Consider the following 16,384-nt stretch of genomic DNA (forward strand, 5'->3'; position numbering starts at 1 on the left):
TCCCCGGGTTTCGTGGGCTCTAAGTCTACCTTATTGAAATAGCGGAAGATTTTTCCGCTATTTCTTTTTTCAGAGTCGATTTCAGAGAAATAACGGAAAACTTTTCCCTTATCTGATCCTGAAATCGTTTACATACAACCCAAAGCAACCCTTAACGGAAAAGTTTTCCGTTATTTTGGCGATTCCCGAATAATTCCTAAGAATAGCGGAACATTTTTCCGTTATCCCTCCTTCCCACCGCTCCCCCAAAAAAAGAGGCCTAACGGCCTCCCCTTTTTCTCATCGCCATAACCAATGCAACCGCGCTTAACGCAAGGGCCGCAATCGACATGCCATATGGTGCAGACGACGAAGCGGCAGCTTCTGTCCCCTGCTCGCCTTGGTCAGCTTGCTCACCAGCAGGCTCACCCTGAGCCGTGTCGCCAGCGCCACCACCGTGCCCGTGGGCATCACCCGTTCCTGCCGCCACCAACGTCACCGAGGCAGGTTTATCGGATCCTTCTGTACCAACCCACTCGACGAGCAATCCATCTTCGTATGTTTGATAGGCTTTCCAGACTAATTCAGTGGCATCATCCGCCACTTTTCCCTGCATCTTAAATTCACCGAACTCGGTAGCACCCAAGCCCTTCCCAGTTGTGGTCCAAGTGATCGCCGTAATCTTTCCCGTGTCATCCTTGGTCAACTCATAATTCCATTCTGACTTTGGCTCCAGACGCGAGACATTAACGCCATCTGGTACCTTTACTTCCACTTTCACCGTTGGCACGTCCTCTTCTGACGGTACGCGCACGGTGAAGACTTCATAGGTTCCCTGCGTCGTTTGTTTCGGCAAGACCGTGACATGTGCTGCGGCGATGTTTGCAAACAGAAAAACTACAGCAACGGTTGATAAAATGACTCTCAAACTTTTTTTCATGAATATATGCCTTCCTTTCAAAAGTTAATAGACTGTAAAGTCTTTGGAATAGACTTTTTCATCATCGTTGGAATCTAAAATCCGTACTTCAATGGTCCAATCCCCAGCAAAAGGCAGATATGGGCCTTTTACCATGAATTGACTTTCCCCGGCAGCCCCATTTTCCGCTACTTCCTCAACAGGCACTTCAATCGGGGCCATTTCTTGATCTCTGCTTTTCAAGAAGACCTCTACCCTTTTCACTGTGGTCCTTTCCTTCGTGATCGCCACACTAACCGAGAACTGATTGTCCCCGGGGGCTTTTGGCGTGATCTGGGTGGTAACGTGCTGCAGATTGCCCATCTCATGCCAGTAAAGCGGTTCGTTGGTGGGCACGGGATTGACATAGGTGATAATCCCGACAATCGCAAGAATCCCGAGCATTGCCGAAAAATCAACGCGAAGGGAAGTCCAAAGCCCATCTCCAACTTGGCCTTTCCCCATTTTTGCCCGAATCAAGCTGGCCGTAAACAACACTACCAACACAAGCAGAACCTTCAATAGCAAGAAGATGCCCCATGTTGTTTCCCACAGGTACTTCCACTTCGGCAGAAACATCGAGGCTAGGAAGACCCCCGTAAGGATCATCAACACTATGCTGACCAATGCCGCCCTACTAAACACAGGGAGGAACCGGCTAACCAACTCTTCCCTTTCCTTCTTCCAAAAGATGATCACTACAAACAGTCCACCGACCCAAACAGTTGCCGCCAACAAATGCACCACATCGATCACAACGTTCAGTAGCTCCGGAGTAAAGGTAATTGCGTGGCCACTCACTCCCTCGGCGATCATCCATAACACAATCCACAGCGCGCCCAGCCACTTCCAACGCGGCAAGACAAGATAGCCCAACAAGCCTAACACCAACGAGCCTAGCCAGGTCCAGCCGAACAATGAATGGAACAGTAGCTCGTAAATTTCTCCCGGCCCCCATCCGCTTAAAGAGCTGTTCATCTGCAGGAATCCTGTGGTAATCAACATCAGCAAATAAAAGTTGAGTAACCTTTTTAACCAAATTTGATAGATCTTCCTAGCCTGATCCGATGAAAATGGGAGGAACATTCCCCAAAAAACCCAACCGCTTAAAAAGAGAAAGCTAATATAATAGAAAATCCGGTCAACAGAGATCCCTTCATGATGGCTGCTGTTCGAGATCTGTCCCATATACCAGGTATTTGGCTGCTGGTAAGTCCCTATCGATAAGACTGAGGATTGTTTGATCGAATGCCCATCCCCGGAAAGGACATGATACGTAATCGTATAGATCCCCTGCGCCATTTGAGGGAGCTGCAAGGTAATCTCTTTTTGATCCTTGCTCAGCTTTGCCTCTTCCGTCGGGACCAATTCCCCTTGGTCATCATAGATTCGGATATAATAAAGCTTACTTTCAATCCGTTCATTAAACACATAGCGAATTTCCTTCGGTGCAGTGGATAGCTGGCTGTTTAAAGGAGGGGTGGCCTCGTTCAGAACAGCGTGGGCAAACACACCGGGTGCAAAGGATAAAAGAAAAATCAAGATCAGGAACAACGTGCCACACCCTTTTCTCCACCCTTTATTCATGACAGCTATGCCCCTTTTCTTTTTTCCCTTGTAACGCTTCAAGTGCTTCCTCAAAAGATAAGACACGCCCTCCAAATCCTTTCACAAATTGCTCGGCCTCTTTTCGCGATCCAAAAGGGAGAGCCTGCGGCTGACAGCAGCGTAGATCAAAGGAGGTGTCTACGACAAACCAAGCGTGAAGGGAGCTAATCGTCGTATGTGTGAGAAAATCATAGCAAAGCGCTTGGACCACCTGATTTCCACGCTGGGCATGTCGAATCAACCCGCAGTGGGCACAACAAGCGGATTCCACCTGGTTATTCGATAAAATAAGACGATAGGAAAGCCGATCTTGAATTTTACGATAACAGATGACACATTCATCACCCTCTCCCTTTTCTTTTGCTGCAAGGGCGATCCCACCGAAGGTTTTCATCACCACCCCCTGCTCAATAAGGGGTTTCACATCGCGATGAATCGTCATCTCAGAAACACCAAATAACTGACTGAGCTCAATGATCTTCAGGGTTTGTTTCTTCCGAACTAATTCCATAATCTTCTCCTGTCGTTCATTTCGCTGCATTCCTTGCTTCACCCCCTCTGTTACACTTTCACAAAACCAAACATCCTTTCATCAGTCTTAACCATACTTCAAACACCTAAACAGATCAACGTATAAAATGTGAAAAATTGGTGACACAAGCCCACCTTTTGTTGAATTCTAACAGCACTCATGAATGAACAAAAATATATTTTGCTGTCGGGAACAAATTTCACCAATTTTTCATTGTTCTTCCTTATAATGAAAGAGGCATCAGATTGTACAAACACTCTAATCTATATTTTTAGGGGGATTCATACATAAATGAAGAGTAAACAAGGATTGCTACTATCTATGGCCTTTTTAATGGTTGCTGGGTGCTCATCTGCCCCCTCACAAGGCGGACCGAATGGTGCACTAAGGCAAGGGCAAATGGCCAGTGCCCAGCAAGCCGTTGCGGTTGAGGTGGAAACCGTGGCGAAGGGTGATTTAACGGTTACGAAAAAGATCTTTGGAAATGTCATGGCAGAGTACCAAAGTGATGTGGTTTCTAACGTATCTGGAAAACTTCTATCACTACATGTGCAAAAAGGGGATATTGTCCAGCAAGGGCAGAAGTTAGCCACTGTGGATATCTCGGATACACAAGAAGCGATTTTGACAGCAAGAATCGGGGTGGAAGGTGCGAAACAGCAGCTTCAGAGTGCGCTCATTGCCAAAAAGGAAACGGAACAAAGGCAGAGTTCCCTTGAGAAACTTAAACTTAACTGGGATAATGCCAAAAAAACGCTCCAAAATAATCAAACGTTATATGAACACGGTGCAGTCTCCTTAGATGAGCTCGATCAATCGAAAAAGGCAGAAGCCGAGGCAAGAATATCATATGAAGAAGAGGCCTCCTCGATAAAAACGGGGAAAGAAAAAGCCCAGCTTTCCATTGATGAAGCCGAGCTTAATATTAAAAAAGCTGAAATTGGTCTGCAAGAAACATTAAAAGAGTCTCAGGACATCGCGGATGACGGTGTTATTACTGCCCCTATTTCGGGTGAAGTGATTGCGATTAATTATACCGTTGGCGAAGAGGTTTCTGGCCAGCAAGCTTTGTTAACCATTTCCGATCATGAAAACTTGAAGATTACGACTGCGGTGACCGCCGACCAAAAAGGGCTATTGCCTATGGGAAAAGAGGTCCAGGTCAAATCCACGAGACAGGATAAGCCATTCACTGCGAAGGTGGTTTTTGTAAGTGGCGCGGCGAATGAAAATGGGCTTTTTGATGTAGATCTTCAGTTGACAGCGAATCAAATGGGACTAGCCAGCGGGGAAGTCGTGGAATTGAACTTTACCGAAACCCTTGTTAAGAATGAGCTGATTGTCCCAACGCGAGCTATTTTGCAGAAGGGCGATACCTCTTATGTCTATATCGCTACGGACGGAAAAGCCGTGCAAAAAAAGGTAGAAACTATAAACTCTCAGACAGATAAAACCGCTGTCAAAGGGGAACTTGAAGAAGGTGCAGCACTCGTTGTCAATGGACACAAATTGCTTTCAGATGGCATGAACGTGCTGCTACCTGGACAAAAACCAGCTGCTACCCCCTCCTCTGATCAGGGGGACCGGTCCAGGCGCGGACAGCAGGGCCAAGGGGATCAAAGGCCCTCTGCCAAAACCAATGAGTCGGGTTCCACGCCCGGAGGTGGCAAGTAATGAACATCATTAAGACATCGGTACAACGGCCAGTAGGGGTCATCATGCTCGTCATCTGCCTCTTGCTGGTAGGTGCTGTGACTTTGCGCGACATCCCGGTTGATTTGTATCCCGAAATCGAAAATCCGGTCGCCAGCGTATTCGCTACGTATGATAATACCGCCCCTCAGGATATGGAGCGGATGGTGACCAAGCCATTGGAAAGTCAGATAGCTTCCTTAAGTGGTGTCAAGGAAATCGTCTCAACCACAAGCACAGGGTCTGCACGAATACGCGTGACCTTTGACGGTTCGGTTGATTTTGACAAGGCAATTTCGGAATTACAACAGCGCATGTCACGAATGAGCAGAACATTGCCAGATGGCATGGACACGCCCACGGTGGCACAGTTTGACATCAATAGTATGCCGATCATGACGTTGGGATTGGTTGGAAAAGACGTTGCCAGCTTAGAGAAGCTCGCCAATGATATCACACCTAACTTTGAACGAATCTCTGGGGTAGCCGGGGTCACCGTTGATGGGGGCAGATCCGCAGAGCTGCGAGTCACTCTTGATCCGTTACTGTTAAAGCAATACCATTTAACAGCAAGCGATGTCGCGAGTGCCATCCGCAACAAACATACGGCAAATACAGTCGGCTCCGTTCCAAAAGGGGATGAAGAGATTCAAATCCGCGTGGACGGAGAATATACTTCCCTCGATCAGATTGCTGGCACCACCATTCAGTTAGAGGGCGGGCAAACCATTACTGTTGATGATGTGGCGGACATAACGAATACGGAGAGCGAAGTGACCTCAATAACCCGAATTAATCAAAAGCCCGGGGTGTTATTCTCAATCTCTAAGCAATCGGGCAGCAATACCGTGCAGGTCGCCGACCAAATCTATCAAACGATGGAAGATTTAAAACAGGAGCTTGGGGATGGACTTCAATTGATTGTGGTGAACGATCAATCCACGTTTATTCGCACCGCACTGGATGGTGTAACCCGAAGTATATTAATTGGTGGAACCTTTGCCATCTTCGTTCTTCTCTTTTTCTTACGCAATTTACGGGCGACTTTGGTCATTGGGATTTCGATCCCCGTTTCGATCATTGCCACCTTCATTCTGATTCGCTTTTCTGGGCAAACCTTAAATGTCATCACCCTTTCTGGACTCGCCCTGGGGATTGGGATGATGGTCGATAGCTCCATTGTTATATTAGAAAATATTATAAAGTACAAGCAGGATGGTGCTAGTCCCAAAGAAGCTGCCATTAAAGGCGGCTCGGAACTGGTTTCTGCGGTTATTGCTTCGACAACGACAACTCTCGTTGTATTTCTACCGTTGATGTTAATCAATAATGGCGATATTACCAGTCTGTTTCTTCCGCTTGCGATCGTTGTTTCTTTCTCCTTAGCCACTTCCCTGGTTGTGGCGGTCACCTTTGTGCCGATGGTCACCTCAAAAATGCTGAGCAGCGCGAAGAACGAAAAATTGTATGAGGATCCAGCTTGGATTCGGTTTTTAATTCGGATTTATGATCGTCTATTAAAACGAGGTTTAAAATATCGCGGACTGGTGGTCCTTTTTGTGATTCTAGCATCCGTGGGAAGTTGTTTCTTCTTTACCACTTTGGATGTCGAAACCTTCCCCCGCTCACAAGAACAAAGAGTAAACATTTCTGCTCGATTCGACGAGGGGACGGAGTTTTCACAGATTACTGCTTATGCAGACCAAGCAGAACAGATCCTTACCAAATATAAGGATTATATTAAATTGCAGCAGACAAATATTCGCTCTACGCAAATTAGCATTTCTCTGCAATTAGTGAGTGAAAAGGAAAGTAAGATGTCCCCTGCTTCCTTGTCTGCCATGATTCAAAAAGATTTCAAGGAAAACATTATTGGCGCAAACTTTACAGCGGGTCGTTCTTTCCGCTCAGCGGGTGGTTCGGGTTCAGCTTTACAGATAAGTCTTGCCGGTCCAGATCAAGAGGTACTAAACACTTTACTTGAACAGCTCGACTTGCAGCTCGCACGACTACCGCAAATTGAAAATGTTGAGGTTCCTAGCATTAATGGACAACCGCAATTTACGATTCGGGTTAACGATGCGATTGCAGCCCATTACGGATTGACACAAGGCCAAATCATGGATCAATTAAGTGTTGTTTTCAAGGGATTGTCTGCCATTAACCTTGTTCAAGATGGAAAGGAATATGATGTGGTGGTTCGTTTACCTGAAGCGGAATCGGACAGCCTTGCGGACCTGCAGGGATTTTTGCTGGAAACACCATCCGGCCAGCATATCACCTTGACCACTTTGGCTAGTATTGAGGAAACGAAAGGGCCGGTTTCCATCCAGAGGGAAAATCAGCGTCAGATGTACACGATGACAGCCGACTTTGCCGAAGGGGCAAATGCCGCCGAGGTCACTCGACAAATCAACCAGTTGATCGCCCAGCTCCCCATCCCTACCGGATATGAAGTAACTTTAGGCGGGGTACGCCAGGAGTTCAATGAATCACTCAACAGCCTATTGCTGACCGTTGGTTTGGCTATATTCCTCGTCTATACGGTGATGGCAGTACAGTTCGAATCGTTTATCCATCCCTTTATCGTGATGTTCTCCTTGCCTACGACAGTTGTTGGAGTCATCCTTGGGATTAAAACGACAGGTTTGACGCTAAGCTTCCCCGCCTTTATCGGGATGATTATTCTCGCCGGGATCGTCGTCAACAACGCGATTATCTTGGTGGATTATATCAATCAATTAAAGCAGCGTGGTATGGAGCGAAACGAGGCCATTATCCGGGCAGGCAGCCGCCGGCTAAGACCGATCCTCATGACAACCGTGACCACCGTTCTTGGGATGCTCCCCTTGGCCTTAGGATTAGGTGAAGGCAGCGAAACCCAGCAACCGATCGGGATCGTGACGATCTTTGGGTTATCTGTGTCAACCCTGTTCACCCTCTTCTTTGTCCCTGTAATGTACACGATTATTGAAGATGCTGGGGCTTGGGTGCGAAGGAAGTTGAGTAGAAAGCATGGTGGAAGCCCACAGATTTCGGATCAAACACAGAACTTTTAAGATAAACCGGCTGATGCTGAAGGGGAATCACTCCCTTTTCGTATCAGCCTTTTTCAAAGACATAGAGCTTCCCATTTTCCGGGGTTCCAAGCTTCGGACCTTTGAAGCCACGGCGCAGCAACTCCTTCCTCATTTCCATCATGAGGGCCGCGTGCCCGACGAGGAGGATGTTCTTTTCCTTCTGATCCATCAACTCATCGAGAAAACTGTTCAAACGCTGCGCTACATCCCTCTGCGATTCCTTATAGGCTTTATGGCGAAAATGCCAAGAAATGCGTCCCAATATCGCCCAGAGAAAAAAATGCAGCTTGCCTCTCCAGATCTCCCCAAATACAGGGTAAGCAATTTCACGTAAATCCTTTGTTTTCACAATTTCCCCAGCATAGATTTCATCCGCTGTCTGGACCGCTCTTGTGAGATCACTGGTATAACATAGCTCCCAACCGATTCCCCGCATATCCGTCTCGACTATTTCTACTTCAGATTCATCGTACTCAGCAAACCACTGGGTCAATTCCTCTGCAGAGAGGATCCTTTTTTCAGGGAGCCCCTTTTTCACCTTAAAGTGCCGTACTAATCCTATTCTCATTAAAAGTACCTCCTCAAAAATTGGTGACTAGTTTAGGTCGTGTAGTCACTTGTTAAAGAAATAAAACGACTGCCTATTAGCAGCCTGCACATTTACTTTCCTCTTCTTCGTTGATATGATCATTATAATTACATCGTGACTCGGTGTCTATATTTAGTCACCAAATCATATTAAAGGAGCTTAGGGATGTCAAAGTTTACTGAAACTGAAAAAGAGCAAATCAGGCAATGTCTGTTAACGAAAGGAAAGGAACTTTTCCTTCAATACGGCTTGGCTAAAACGAGTATTGATGATCTTGTTGGAGCGTGCGGGATCGGTAAGGGCTCTTTTTATAAATTTTTCTCTTCTAAAGAAGAACTGTTTTACCTCGTATTAAAAAAGGAGGAAGAAATTCAAAACCGGTTAATTGGCGAACATCTGCAGGAAGATCTACCTCCTAAGGAAATGATCGTTTCCTTTTTTCAAAAGGCGTTTCGGTTGGCGGATGAGAACCCACTTTTACAACAAATATTCGAAGATGGTGAGTATGAACGGATGATTCGCAAAGTACCGGAGCATCTACTTATGGACTCTAATCAAGATAACCAACAAAAAGGAGTCCTATTTGTTCAGGCTTTAATTCAGCGGGGAGTACTAAAAGCAGAGGACCCTGAAGTTGTGGTTGGAGTACTTCAGGCTGTTCTGATGCTTCGTTTGCATAAAGAGAAAATAGGTCAGGAATTATTCCCTAGGGTCATGGACGTGATCATTGATTGTATTGCCGAGGGTTTAACGGAATGGAAATAATCATCTTACTATAGTTAATTCCTATACACTGAATCAGTTTTATCTATTTTACGAATTGTCTGACCTGCATTATGCTGTAAGGTAACATAGAGACAAAAAAAGAGAAAAGGTGGGAGAGATGAATCTACTAATTTTACTGCTCTGTTTCTTCTGGGGTTCAAATTGGGTGGCCATGAAGTTGTCCGTGGGATACTTTCCTCCTGTGATGTTTTCGGGCTTTCGATTTTTGTTGTCGTCACTCGTGTTAATCGCGATTGTGTTGTATAAGCGTATTCCTCTTCCTCGTAGGGAGGACTGGAAATGGTATGCCCTCTGCGGGCTGCTGCAGACGACCACCCCTTTTATTGCCAATCAACTTGCACTGCAGCACATGGATGCCGGAATTACGTCTGTTTTAACGTTCACGATGCCTTTTTGGCTGCTGATTATGGGGCACTTCATGCTTCGCGAGCGGATCACAGCCCCTAAGCTGATTGGTCTAGTGATTGGATTTGCAGGCTTGCTGATGGTGATGGATATCCGTGTTGGAGAAATGGACTGGACGGGAATTACCTTAATCATGGAACTGGTGGCGCTATCTGGTGCGATCGCCTGGGCAATGGCTAATGTAATTATCAAAAAATACGTCAGACAAAATGACATGATGCAGTTTACCACTTGGCAAATGATCATTGGAACGGCTGCCTTATGGATCTATTCCTTGATCTTTGAGTGGGGGCAGCCGATCACCTGGGGGTGGGCCGCTGTTGCTTGCTTGCTATATGCTGGAGTTTTGGCTTCGGCCTTAGGTTTCTTATTATGGACCTATATCCTGTCCAAAGGAGAGGCTGTCAAAGCATCGGTTTCCCTGCTTTTGGTTCCCGTTATTGGTACCTTGTGCGGTTGGGCTTTTCTTGGTGAGACACTAAAACCGATCTCAATGGTTGGAATCATCTTCGTAGCGGCAGGCATTGGTATTGTTAATATGAAATGGGGCGGAACAAAAGCGAAACCGACGAAAAAAGAGGTTTCCGCTTAAAAAGAGGGCGATGGTGCCCCTCTTTTTTTGTAGGTATTTGATTTATGCTTTAGGTTATCAACATGAATAACAAAAGAATGGGTGTGTACAATGAATATTATCATTCTATTGCTCTGCTTCATCTGGGGTTCGAACTGGGTAGCGATGAAAGTTTCCGTGGATTTATTTCCTCCAGTGATGTTTTCGGCGCTACGTTTTGTGATGGCATCTTTCGTTCTTATGGCGATTGTTTGGTATAAGCGGATTCCGCTTCCTCGCAAGGAAGATTGGAAATGGTATGCCCTCTGTGGGCTGCTGCAAACCACTTTGCCTTTTGTTACGAATCAACTTGCTTTGCAATACAATGGTGCCGGTATTACCTCAGTTATGGCGTTCACCATGCCATTTTGGTTGTTGATCCTCGCCCATTTTATGATGGATGAGCGGGTCACTCTGCCCAAGCTACTTGGTTTAGGGATTGGTTTTGTGGGGTTAATTATGGTTATGGATATTAACTTGCTAGAAATGGATTGGACAGGAATTACCCTGATCATGAATTTAGTAGCTCTATCAGGTGCGATGGCTTGGGCTATGGCCAATGCGGTCGTTAAAAAGTATTTGGCACAACATGATATGCTTCAGTTCACTGCCTGGCAAATGGTCATAGGAACGATGGGTTTGCTATTATATTCGCTCCTATTTGAACAGGGACAATCCATTACGTGGAATTTGACTGCTGTGGCTTGTTTACTGTATTCCGGGGTCTTGGCCTCAGCCACTGGATTCCTCATTTGGACTTACATTCTTTCCAAAGGGGCGCACATGAAAGCATCGGTTTCGTTATTGTTTGTCCCTGTTATTGGATCTCTTTGCGGCTGGCTTTTCCTTGATGAAATACTAAAACCGATTTCAATCGTAGGTATCATCTTTGTAGCAGCAGGAATTGGTGTCGTTAACATGAAATGGGGTCGTGCAAAAGTGATCCCGGCGAAAAAAGAAGTTTCCGCATAAGATAAAGGGGGCGATAGTGCTCCTCTTTTTTGTGGTCTTGTGGGCATTCTCCCTTTCTATCAGGCAAAAAAAAATGACCCTCATCATTCCATTGTGGAAAGATCAGGGTCCGGTTTATCATGGCAATTCATCTAATCACCTCTTATTCATATGTATTCAGGCGGTGCCGCTTGCTTTGTTCTGCCTTTAAGCGAAATGCCTCATCCAAAGAATTAATAAAAGCGATAAAAAACTTAACCATTTTTCATGACCCCCTTGATTTATTGTACCCTAATTATCCCGCCAAACCCTTTTATTTACAAAGTTGGTATTCGGCCATGTAAGCGTCAATCATGACTATGAAAATGGAATGAAAACGACAATCATCATGCTATATCTTAGATTTGATGCCTTTTCCTCTGATTTCCTGTTGTTTTCAACTTAACTTGCTGGGGGTAACGGAAGATCTGGAGTTTCTGATTATAACTAAAGTCAGGGTCGCCATTGTGCCTCTCTTCTTTATGGTCTTGTGGGCACTCTCCCTTTCTATCAGGCAAAAAAAATGACCCTCATCATTCCATTGCGGAAAGATTAGGGTCCGGTTTATCATGGCAATTCATCTTATCACCTCTTATTCGTACATGTACATGCGGTAACGTTTGCTTTGCTCATCATGTAGACGTTGTGCATCTTCTAAAAACTCAACGAAAGCTTTAAAAAACTTAACCATTTTTCATGACCTCCTTGATTTGTTGTACCTTTATTATCGCCGCGAACCCTTTTATTTACAAAGCTGGTATTCGGTCATGAAAGCGTCAATCATCGCTATGAAAATGGAATGAAAACGACAATCATACCCCTATATCTTAAATTTAATGCTCTTTCCTCTCGTTTTCTCGTGTTTTCATTTTTGGTATATTCAATTTGTAAACAGGATCCAAAATGGGATAACGGAAGCACAGTCCGGTTGGACGAGGTGAATGACCTTGATATAGGCTCCAGGTCTATCTCCCCTAAAAAGCTCAGGCAATAGAGGCATAATCTATTAGAAAGGTTTAAAAAACCGTTGAAGCCCACAACTATTCTTTTAATGACCAAAATAATATCTCTTTGGTAGCATGAAAATGGTCCTCATCGAGGCTATGATAACCAAAGTATCTCTTTAGTAGCGTGAAAACGGTCTTCATCAAGGCTATGATGACCAAAATATCTCTTTGGTAGCGTGAAAACGGTCTTCATCGAGGCTATGATGACCAAAGTATCTCTTTGATAGCGTGAAAACGGTCTTCACCAAGGCTATGATGACCAAAATATCTCTTTGATAGCGTGAAAACGGTCATCATCGGGGTTATATACGCCTTTTGACCTACCGACAGCCTCCTCTTTCCATTAATCCCCCCTTCCTCTGATTCACCCCTTCCCTCCCCAACCCCAACTTAAGGCACTTGAAGAGAAGAAAACATATCGCGGCGACAAGGCCCACCTGCACCTGGAGAGAGCAACCGAGCGGATGCGCATACTAAAAAGAGGCACCCTTCGGTGCCCCTCTTCTCTACTCTTCCACTTTCCCGGTGAGAGCATCAATATAATACGCCCCATCTGGATAGGTTGGGATGTAGATAAGTTGCGGTTTGGGTGCCTTTTGACCCATGTAATCTTCCCAAATATAGGCGAGTTTCAACGGAAACTTCTTCAGATATGCATCTGCCGCCTGTTCGGAGGTGATTACGTTTTTCGCCTCTGGCAATTCCACTCGTTTCGCATCGAGCGGCAATCCGACTCCGCTGATCTTTCCAGTGACGGCATCAACGGTTACAGAATAAAAACGATCTTCAACTGGGATTCCATTATGATGCTCGCGCACGGTCAAATGGTATTCCGGTGCTGGATCCATTCGCTGCTCACCCAACTTGCTTTTATCTACCCAGGCTGGAATGTTGTCTTCCATTTTGTGGGGGGCAAAGACCTGTAGGTCTGCCTCCTTTACATCCGATTGAACATAAGTTTGTAGGAAATCGACGCCCTTTTTGATTGCCTCTTCTTCAGAAATGACCGCTTTTTTCCCCATTCTCGCTTCATCCTGAATATACGCATAGACCACTTCGCTCGTTTTCTTGTTTACGGTAATCGTAGCATAACGCATTGGCTGCTCTTGTGGAACGGAATAGTCCGGATGGAAATGATAATTTACAAGAGAGTAGTCTCCATATGGATGATCGTCTTCAGTGCTTTGCTCTACCTGTAAATTGCTTAGATCCACTCCAAATGTATCTTTAAAGAATTTTTTCGCATCCTCCAGGGACTGCACCTTTAGCTTCTGTCCTCCTGCTTGCACGTTGACGGTCTGCTTTTTCGGTGCATGGTAGTAGGTATCTGTTGCTTTTCCAGTGACTGCATCAATTTGCGCAAGCCAAGTCGGTTCATATTTAAGGACAGTTCTGGTCTCCATTTTTTGATTAGATGCTACTGCCCATTTTCCAACTGGCTGTTGCCCACTGTAAACGAGCTCCATGTTTAAATTTTTAAGGAATGCTTTTTCTGCGTCTGCTTTGCTGATCGCTTTTAACGGGGCTGGAAACTTGCTTTCATCTAGATTTGCTTGGATGTTGGAATAGAAATTATGAACATGTCCGGCCTGATCGATATCGATGGTGATATTTTCACCTAGGTAAGGAATGTCATTGATCAAACGCTCGTATTGAACGCCGCCCGTTGTCCACTCTAGCTTATTTCCATTTTCATCTGCGGAACCGTGCTGTCCCATATAAAATTGGCTAGATTGCTGGTATTTTTCCAGTCTTTCCTTACCCCAAACGCCTTCCAGGAACTCTTGAGCTTTTTTGCGGGCCAAACTTTCTGTTGGTGCCTTCTTCGAAGTCCAGCTTGGTACGTTCATGGAAAAGCTTCTGAGTTCTCCCGAATCGGCAAGCAGTTCAATATAGGCGTGGCTGAATAGACCGCCAACCTCAGGTCGGCCATTTTCCGGCAGATTATCCATTTGAATGGACCACACGGCCGGCGACCACTCGTTGGCAGGCATCAAGTTTTGAAATTTCACCTCGAGGTTTTTCAGTTCCGGTACCAATTGATAGAGTTTATCGAGGCCTTGCTTCGCCTTAGCAGAAAGCTCCTGCTTCATTTCCATCGGCATGACCTGCGCCTGTTCCTGCTGGACCGCACTTCCGTTGGCCAAAACAGGTGTAGTCGCCATTAAACTTGCAGCTAGTAGAGAAACTATAATTTTATTCCATCTTTTCGTTTTCATTTTCGTCCCCTCCACAGATCTGGTAGATTTTCCACTATTTATGACGAGCGTGGAGGACGATTCGTTACAGTTTTTTCTTAAAAAAAGAAAGTTGTTCTTCACCGCGGTCCGGATCCTCGATTTCTTGGATGCATTCCCAGCTGTCGTTGCGCGGATTTCCTACCATGGGGTGGACGCTGTAAGCTTTCATCGCATCGGATGGAAAAGGGGCCAGCAATGCTTGAAGAAATTCCGGGTCGCTCTCTTCAGGGTTCAGCCAATCGGCTTCGTTTTCAGGATGAAGGATCGCCGGCATGCGGTTGTGAATCGTTGACATCAGCTCATTTGGCTGGGTCGTAATGATGGTGAAGGTTTGGTGGATGTCCCCCTCTGGTGAGCGCCACAGGTCATATAGTCCAGCCATGGCAAATAAGGCTTCATCGATTAAGGTGATGCGCTTAGGATGCTTCTGCTCCCCTACCCGCTTCCACTCGAAAAAGCCGTCGCTTGGAATGATACACCTTTTCGATAAGAGTAAACGCCCAAAAGCAGGCTTTTGCAGTAATGTCTCTGCCCGGGCGTTGATCATTCGGGAACCAACTTTGCTGTCCTTCGCCCAGCCGGGGATCAACCCCCAGCGGAATTCGCGCAGGATTCGTTGTCCGTTGATTTCTAGGATGACGGGGACAAGTTGTGAGGGAGCGATATTGTATCTAGGCGGTAGGTCTAAGGTTATCTCATCTAGGCCGAAACGGTCCATTAAATCTTCAGGATTGGCAACTAAAGTAAATCTTCCGCACATGGGATGGGGACACCTCCGTTGGGAACTTTTTCACTGTAACTTTAGCATATCACAGTGAGAGGGTGTGAGCTATATGGTTGAGTCTTCAATGCTTGTGGGCACTATCCCTTTGGCACAGGGTGAGGTGGATCTGGGGAGGGTCAGCTAGGGAACTTGTGCGTTAGGGGCTACCCCTGTAATTGGTTTTGAGCCAAGTCTCTTCCCGAGCGAAAGGGATAATGGCCACAGGGCGCAGGACTACTCATCAATAGAGGGTTCAATTAGGGGGAGAAAGTCCTTCGTCCAGACAAATAGGTGTAAATCCTTCCCTTATTCCCGTAAGGCTCTTGCTTTCTTAATCGGCGTAGTTCCTCTATAATAGAAATATCGAAAAAAACGAGGTGGTCCAATGGCCAATACACATGTTTATACCAAACGCGAAGAAATCGCAAACGCGATCTCTCACGGGATTGGCGTACCGTTAAGCATTGCTGCAATCGTCTTGCTTGTGATTAAAGCGGCAAGTGAGGGATCGGCGAGTCATACAGTGAGTGTTTCAATTTATGGGGCGACGATGTTATTGCTTTATCTTGCTTCAACCTTGGTTCACAGCTTTCCGGAAGGCAAAGCCAAGGACCTGTTCGAGATTTTCGACCATTCGGCCATTTACTTATTCATTGCGGGAACGTATACACCGATCTTGTTCCATGTGATCGGCGGCAAGCTGGGCTGGACCTTGTTCGGGATTGTCTGGGGCATTGCCTTAGCTGGGGTTTGCTTCAAGTGCTTTTTTGCAAAAAGGTTCCTGTTCACTTCCACTCTCCTCTATGTTGTGATGGGATGGATCATTGTATTTGCATGGAAACCGTTGGTTGCCCACCTGGCTGGCGGCGGGATGACGTTGCTTGTAACTGGCGGGGTGCTTTATACAGTAGGAACGTTGTTTTATGTCTGGAGAAAATTCCATTTTCATCATATGATCTGGCATTTGTTTGTCCTTGCTGGTTCGATCTTTCACTTTTTTACGATTTTGATTTATGTACTGCCCTAGCAACCTGTGGAACCACAGGTTGTTTTTTTGTGTGTTAAAGTACCCCCTCTAAAAAAATTCAAAAACCCCATATACCATGTTTTTCCTAGGAAAATTTGGGTAACCTAACCTTGATATC

12 protein-coding genes are annotated in these 16,384 nt (G+C 45.7%); 6 read left to right on the forward strand and 6 right to left on the reverse strand.

Annotated elements, in window-relative coordinates; all coding sequences use genetic code 11:
- Nucleotides 1-259: 259 nt before the first annotated feature.
- From J2Z37_RS10185 to J2Z37_RS10195, 3 genes are all read right to left on the reverse strand, one after another.
- A complete protein-coding gene (locus J2Z37_RS10185; RefSeq protein ID WP_342453810.1) occupies nt 260-835 on the reverse strand; it encodes a DUF1775 domain-containing protein in 576 nt (191 codons plus the stop codon).
- Between the two features lie 108 nt (nt 836-943).
- Nucleotides 944-2,524: a copper resistance CopC/CopD family protein gene (locus J2Z37_RS10190; protein ID WP_209810156.1), complete on the reverse strand. Its 1,581-nt coding sequence runs from the start codon at nt 2,522-2,524 to the stop codon at nt 944-946.
- Nucleotides 2,517-3,086, reverse strand: a complete 570-nt coding sequence (locus J2Z37_RS10195) for a DeoR family transcriptional regulator (protein ID WP_209810157.1) — start codon at nt 3,084-3,086, stop codon at nt 2,517-2,519. The genes J2Z37_RS10190 and J2Z37_RS10195 overlap by 8 nt, the downstream gene beginning before the upstream one ends.
- 282 nt (nt 3,087-3,368) lie before the next feature.
- Here J2Z37_RS10195 and J2Z37_RS10200 point away from each other — a divergent pair, with 282 nt between their 5' ends.
- Together J2Z37_RS10200 and J2Z37_RS10205 are read left to right on the forward strand one after the other, a co-directional pair.
- Nucleotides 3,369-4,751, forward strand: coding sequence for an efflux RND transporter periplasmic adaptor subunit (locus J2Z37_RS10200; protein ID WP_209810158.1), 1,383 nt, complete (start codon nt 3,369-3,371; stop codon nt 4,749-4,751).
- Nucleotides 4,751-7,828 carry an efflux RND transporter permease subunit gene (locus J2Z37_RS10205; protein ID WP_209810159.1) on the forward strand — a complete coding sequence of 1,026 codons (3,078 nt, stop codon included), beginning with the start codon at nt 4,751-4,753 and terminating at the stop codon, nt 7,826-7,828. Before J2Z37_RS10200 ends, J2Z37_RS10205 begins: the two co-directional genes overlap by 1 nt.
- Nucleotides 7,829-7,871: 43 nt before the next feature.
- On the opposite strand, the gene J2Z37_RS10210 is transcribed toward J2Z37_RS10205, so the two are convergent.
- Complete coding sequence (locus J2Z37_RS10210; RefSeq protein WP_209810160.1) at nt 7,872-8,417, reverse strand: histidine phosphatase family protein; 546 nt, start codon at nt 8,415-8,417, stop codon at nt 7,872-7,874.
- A 186-nt stretch (nt 8,418-8,603) separates the two neighbouring features.
- On the opposite strand from J2Z37_RS10210, the gene J2Z37_RS10215 reads away from it, so the two are divergent.
- The 3 genes from J2Z37_RS10215 to J2Z37_RS10225 all read left to right on the forward strand — a co-directional run bounded on the left by J2Z37_RS10215 (nt 8,604) and on the right by J2Z37_RS10225 (nt 11,211).
- The gene (locus J2Z37_RS10215) at nt 8,604-9,203 is read left to right on the forward strand and encodes a TetR/AcrR family transcriptional regulator (RefSeq protein ID WP_209810161.1); all 600 of its coding nucleotides are present in this window, start codon (nt 8,604-8,606) and stop codon (nt 9,201-9,203) included.
- Nucleotides 9,204-9,321: 118 nt separating this feature from the next.
- Nucleotides 9,322-10,221 carry a DMT family transporter gene (locus J2Z37_RS10220; protein WP_209810162.1) on the forward strand — a complete coding sequence of 300 codons (900 nt, stop codon included), beginning with the start codon at nt 9,322-9,324 and terminating at the stop codon, nt 10,219-10,221.
- 90 nt (nt 10,222-10,311) lie between these two features.
- On the forward strand, nt 10,312-11,211 hold the full coding sequence (locus J2Z37_RS10225; protein WP_209810163.1) for a DMT family transporter: 900 nt from the start codon (nt 10,312-10,314) through the stop codon (nt 11,209-11,211).
- Between the two features lie 1,531 nt (nt 11,212-12,742).
- Here J2Z37_RS10225 and J2Z37_RS10230 read toward each other — a convergent pair.
- Nucleotides 12,743-14,455, reverse strand: a complete 1,713-nt coding sequence (locus J2Z37_RS10230; protein ID WP_209810164.1) for a hypothetical protein — start codon at nt 14,453-14,455, stop codon at nt 12,743-12,745.
- Nucleotides 14,456-14,519: 64 nt separating this feature from the next.
- Nucleotides 14,520-15,236 carry an SOS response-associated peptidase gene (locus J2Z37_RS10235; protein ID WP_209810165.1) on the reverse strand — a complete coding sequence of 239 codons (717 nt, stop codon included), beginning with the start codon at nt 15,234-15,236 and terminating at the stop codon, nt 14,520-14,522.
- Between the two features lie 388 nt (nt 15,237-15,624).
- On the opposite strand from J2Z37_RS10235, the gene trhA reads away from it, so the two are divergent.
- A complete protein-coding gene (gene trhA, locus J2Z37_RS10240; RefSeq protein WP_209810166.1) occupies nt 15,625-16,266 on the forward strand; it encodes a PAQR family membrane homeostasis protein TrhA in 642 nt (213 codons plus the stop codon).
- Nucleotides 16,267-16,384 lie beyond the last annotated feature (118 nt).

The organism is Ammoniphilus resinae (assembly GCF_017873965.1).
Classification (GTDB): Bacteria; Bacillota; Bacilli; order Aneurinibacillales; family RAOX-1; genus Ammoniphilus_A; species Ammoniphilus_A resinae.